We start from the raw sequence: 5,184 nt of genomic DNA, 5'->3' as shown, positions 1-5,184 counted from the left end.
CCCGACACCCCCATCATCACCACCGACGCCCGCCACCGCGCCGACGCCAAAAGCGGACTCATCACCCTCGTCGAACACGCCCTCATGGCACGACTGAAGTAGACGGTGCCCTACGGCAGTTGCCGTAGGCATACCCGGAGGTGGGCCATGTCCTTTGACACGGCCCGCCTCTGTGTTCATAACATTTCGACAGAGGTTTCACGCTCTCCGGCCACCCGGCGCACTCGCCCGGTGTCCCTGCGCTCATGCCGGCCCCGCCTTTTGGCGGGGCTCGCTCTTTATGCCCGTTTTACGTGAGGCATGTACCACAAGGAATGGCTGATTCCCGCTGTTTGGAAAGGGGGCGCCCCCCGTGCTGGAATTCGAGAACTCCCGAGTAGTACGGCCCTGAACGAAACACGGCACAGCGTAGGTGCCGACGCCGAGAGGTTGTTGGTCGAGTGAGGCGAAGCACGACGAGCTCCGCGGAGCAGAAGGCGCGGGGCAACTTCACCCCGCCGCCGCGCGCAGCGGCGCCTGCCGTCACGACCGGTCCGCCCGCCGCGGCCGGCAGCCCCAGCCCGTTCTCCCCGCGCAACTGGCGGGTGACCACACGGCTGTACGCGATCCTCCTGGTCCCCGTCATGGTCGGCCTGGTCATGGGGGGATTCCAGGTCAAGGGCTCGATCGATACGTGGCAGGAGGCGCAGGACGCGCAGAAGACGGCCCTTGTCGTGCGGGCCGCATCCGAGTACGGACACGCGCTGCTCAACGAGCGTGATCTCACCGCGCAGTCCCTGCTCACCAACAAACGGGACGCCGAGGTCGTCACCGAGAGCTACGCGGCCACGGACGCGGCGAAGAAGAAGTTCGACCTGGCGGTGCAGGACCTGCCCGCCGACGAGGGCCTCGAACGCCGGATCGGGCTCTTCCGCAGCTCGGAGCCGACGCTGGAGAACATCCGGAAGACCGCGTACACCGCCGGGGTGGAGACCCCGGACAAGAGCGGCGGCAACGGCGGTCCCGTGGCCACCGAAGAGGCGTACGTGCCGCTGGAGCACACGCTCATGCAGCTCTCCAACGAACTGGGCCTGGGCACCGGGAACATCACCAGTTACGGCCGCACGGTCTACGCCATCGGACTGGCCAAGGGCGCCGAGTCGCTCCAGCGCTCCATCGGCACGCACCTGCTGGTCAGGCCGAGCCAGAAGGCCGACGTCAAGACCGGCCAGGCGATCGCGTTCTCCTCGTACGCCTACCTGGAGGACGTCGCCATCGGCGAGTACGTCTCCGGCGGCACGCAGTCGGACGCCGTCAGGCTCCAGGAGGTCATGACCGCGCAGGCGGCCGCCGGGGCCAAGGAGATCGCCTCGGCACAGCAGCAGGCCGCCGCCGCAGGCAAGGAGTTCACGGCGCCGCCCGCCAAGGACGGCTCCGTCTACGACGGCATGGTGGCCGCGATCGCCAGCGGCGACTCCCCCGAGCAGCTCGCCGAGCGCGGGGTCACCCCGGAGACCTGGATGGCGGCCTCCACCGCCAAGTTCGACGGGTACAACACGATCGAGACGGAGCTGGTCGACAAGGCCGTCGCGGAGGCGTCCTCGATCGCGACCAACGCCAGGAACAACGCGATCATCAACGGCGCGATCGTGCTGGTCGCCCTGCTGGCCGCCTTCATCCTGGCCGGGATGATGGCGCGGCAGCTGAGCCGGTCGATGCTGTCGCTGCGTACGGCCGCGTTCGGGATCGCCGAGCAGCGGCTGCCGATGCTGGTCGACCAGCTCTCGCGGGCCGAGCCCGGCCGGGTCGACACCCGGGTGCAGCCCATCCCGATCGACTCGCGCGACGAGATAGGCGAGGTCGCCCGCGCCTTCGACCAGGTCCACCGCGAGGCGGTGCGGCTCGCGGCCGAGCAGGCGATGCTCCGCGGCAACGTCAACGCGATCTTCACCAATCTCTCGCGCCGCAACCAGTCGCTGATCGAGGGTCAGTTGACCCTCATCTCGGACCTGGAGAACAACGAGGGGGACCCGGACCAGCTGGAGAACCTCTTCAAGCTGGACCATCTCGCGACGCGGATGCGCCGCAACGGCGAGAACCTGCTGGTCCTCGCCGGCGAGGAGCCCGGCCGCCGCTGGAACCAGCCGGTGCCGCTGGTGGACGTCCTGCGCGCCGCCTCCTCCGAGGTGGAGTCGTACGAGCGCATCGAGCTGACCGGGGTCCCGGAGACGGAGATCCACGGCCAGGCCGTGACCGACCTCGTGCACCTGCTCGCGGAGCTGCTGGAGAACGCCACCACGTTCTCCTCGCCGCAGACGAAGGTCCGGGTCACGGCGACCCGGCTGCCCGACGGCCGGGTGATGATCGAGATCCACGACAAGGGGATCGGTCTCACCGCCGAGGACTTCGCCGACATCAACCACAAGCTGGCCAACCCGCCGACGGTGGACGCCACGGTCTCCCAGCGCATGGGGCTGTTCGTGGTCGGCCGGCTCGCCGAGCGGCACGGCGTACGGGTCCAGCTCCGCCCCTCGGGCGAGCAGGCGGGCACGACGTCGCTGGTCATGCTGCCGGACGCGATCACGCACGGCGGCGGGGGCGGCGCCCCCGGTCAGGGCGAGGACTTCACCGTCTCGCAGATCATGCCGGACCAGCCGAACCTCCCGGAGGAGGAGCAGGCCTTCCCGACCGCTCCGATGCTGACCGCGGCGGAGCTGGGCTTCGACGACTCGCGGTACGAGCAGCAGCCCACGGCGGCGGAGCAGTCGGCACGCCTCGACCCGGTCAACCGCTCGCTCAAGCGCGACGAGCGGCGCGCGGCCCTCGGGGCACCGCCGCAGGACGCCGCGGGCGACCAGCCGCTCTTCCAGGACCAGGTGGACGGCCAGTTCCGCGACGAGTCCACCGACGGGTACGCGCAGGCGAAGCCGTCGTACGAGTCGGGGTACGAGCAGGGATACGCGCCCCAGCAGCCCGCGCCCGGGGCGGACTTCTCCGCTCCCGCGGCCGAGTTCACCACGGGCGGATTCGAGGAGTACCGCGCGCCCGACACGTACCAGCAGACCGGTACGTACCAGCCGTCCGACGGGTACCAGCAGCCCGACACGTACCAGCAGTCCGACGCGTTTCTCCCGCAGCAGGGGACCCCGGGGCAGCAGGGGTATACGGAGTCCCCGTACCCCGCCGCGCAGGGCGCCGAGGGCACGTACGAGAATCTGTTCAACCCCCAGCCCCACCAGGGCGAGTGGGCCGATCAGAGTGCCTATCCGGGTACGTACGACGCCGAACGGCCGGCCGAACCGGAATCGGGCCTCGGCGCTCCCGAGAACCCCCGGGACAACGTAGGCTTGAACCGTCCGGGTCCCTCCCCGAGCACCAGTCACACACTGACGGACGCGGGTCTGCCGCGCCGTGGCAGCGGCCAGCCCCAGCAGCCGCAGTCGCCGGCGTCGTGGCAGCCCGCCGGTGAGGGCGAAGGACAGCCGGCCGGACAGACCTCGTCGACGGCGCTGAACGGCCGGAGCACCACCCCGGGCAACTTCCAGGACGAGCAGAGCCAGCAGAGCCTTGAGCAGGACAAGGGACGCGGCGAGGGGAGCACCCCGAGCGGCGGCCCTGGCGACAACCGGACCAACGGGCAGGCGGGGACGGCCGGTTCCGACGACTGGCGCGTGCGGAACGACGAGCGGTTCCAGCGCGCGGAGAAGCTCCGTGAGCCCAAGGCCGGTGGTGTCACCTCGTCCGGTCTGCCGCGCCGCGTGCCCAAGGCCAACCTGGTCGAGGGCGCGGCGGAGCAGACCACGCACAACGGCCCCCAGGTCTCCCGCGCCCCGGAGGACATCCGGGGCAGGCTGAGCAACCTGCGACGCGGCGTCGAGCGGGGCCGCAACGCCGGAGCGGACAAGAACGGACCGGGCCGCGGCCCGGGCAGTACCTACAACCAGGAGCGTTAGTGTGAGCCCGATGAGCCAGGCGGCGCAGAATCTGAACTGGTTGATCACCAACTTTGTGGACAACACCCCCGGGGTGTCCCACACGGTGGTGGTCTCCGCCGACGGACTCCTGCTCGCCATGTCCGAAGGATTCCCGCGCGACCGCGCAGATCAGCTCGCGGCCGTGGCATCCGGGCTGACCTCGCTGACCGCGGGGGCGTCCCGGATCTTCGAGGGCGGGGCCGTGAACCAGACCGTCGTCGAGATGGAGCGCGGTTTCCTCTTCCTCATGTCCATCTCCGACGGCTCCTCGCTGGCCGTGCTCGCCCACCCCGAGGCCGACATCGGCCTGGTCGGGTACGAGATGGCCCTCCTGGTCGACCGTGCGGGTACGGTCCTGACCCCGGACCTGCGTGCGGAGCTCCAGGGAAGTCTGCTGAACTGACAGACAGTGCGCTGTTCGCCGCCGCACCATTAGGGTGCGGTGGCGCGGATCTCACAGGTCCGCCAGGATCGGGCCCGGCGCCCCGGCACTCGGAGGAGGAAACGTGGCTACACCCCCAGGTGGGCATCACTACGACGGTGGCCCCCGGTCTCCGGGTGAGCATGCCCGGAACCGGTTCAACTTTCCCTCCACGCCCAGCGGACAGGGCGGCGGACAGGGCGAGCCGAGCCATGACCAGGGCGGGCAGGGCCACGGCGGGCAGGGTGGCGGCCGCGGCGCACCGCAGCGGCAGTCGTACCAACCCCCGCCCCCGCCGCAGCAGTACGAGTACGACGAGCCCCGGCAGCCCCGCATCCAGCCGGTGCAGCCGAGGCGTTCACCGGAAGCCGAGCCTTCCATGGGCGCGCACAACCCGTTGGTGCGCCCGTACGCCATGACCGGCGGCCGGACCCGGCCGCGTTACCAGCTCGCCATCGAGGCGCTGGTCAGTACGACGGCTGATCCGTCCCAGTTGCAGGGGCAGTTGCCCGAGCACCAGCGGATCTGCCAGCTGTGTTTCGAGATCAAATCGGTCGCCGAAGTCTCGGCGCTCCTCTCCATCCCCCTCGGCGTGGCCCGGATCCTCGTTGCCGACCTGGCGGAGGCGGGCCTTGTCGCCATCCACCAGCCCGGTGGCGACGAGGCCACCGGCGGCACGCCAGACGTGACACTGCTCGAAAGGGTGCTCAGTGGACTTCGCAAGCTCTAGCGGCGGTGCGGCCCGATCGACCACCAGCGCGAAGATCGTGGTGGCTGGCGGCTTCGGCGTGGGCAAGACCACGTTCGTGG

3 protein-coding genes and 2 pseudogenes are annotated in these 5,184 nt (G+C 70.2%); all 5 read left to right on the top strand.

The window, feature by feature from the left end:
• Positions 1-102, top strand: a pseudogene (locus ACFXKG_RS41040) (ATP-binding protein); the annotation flags it as partial.
• A gap of 338 nt (positions 103-440) precedes the next feature.
• On the top strand, positions 441-3,932 hold the full coding sequence (locus tag ACFXKG_RS41035; protein ID WP_384850676.1) for a nitrate- and nitrite sensing domain-containing protein: 3,492 nt from the start codon (positions 441-443) through the stop codon (positions 3,930-3,932).
• 10 nt (positions 3,933-3,942) lie between these two features.
• Positions 3,943-4,356 carry a roadblock/LC7 domain-containing protein gene (locus ACFXKG_RS41030; protein ID WP_010984131.1) on the top strand — a complete coding sequence of 138 codons (414 nt, stop codon included), beginning with the start codon at positions 3,943-3,945 and terminating at the stop codon, positions 4,354-4,356.
• Positions 4,357-4,459: 103 nt separating this feature from the next.
• Positions 4,460-5,104, top strand: a complete 645-nt coding sequence (locus tag ACFXKG_RS41025) for a DUF742 domain-containing protein (RefSeq protein ID WP_384850673.1) — start codon at positions 4,460-4,462, stop codon at positions 5,102-5,104.
• Positions 5,085-5,184, top strand: a pseudogene (locus ACFXKG_RS41020) (ATP/GTP-binding protein); the annotation flags it as partial. The gene ACFXKG_RS41025 and the pseudogene ACFXKG_RS41020, both read left to right, overlap by 20 nt.

Origin of the sequence: Streptomyces sp. NPDC059255 (genome assembly GCF_042752355.1) — a bacterium.
Classification (GTDB): Bacteria; Actinomycetota; Actinomycetes; order Streptomycetales; family Streptomycetaceae; genus Streptomyces.
This window is presented reverse-complemented; position numbering and strand designations above follow the sequence as displayed.

Excerpts from the sequence above, each read along its gene's own strand:
- ACFXKG_RS41030 (WP_010984131.1), top strand. The coding sequence starts at position 3,943 with ATGAGCCAGGCGGCGCAGAATCTGAACTGGTTGATCACCAACTTTGTG.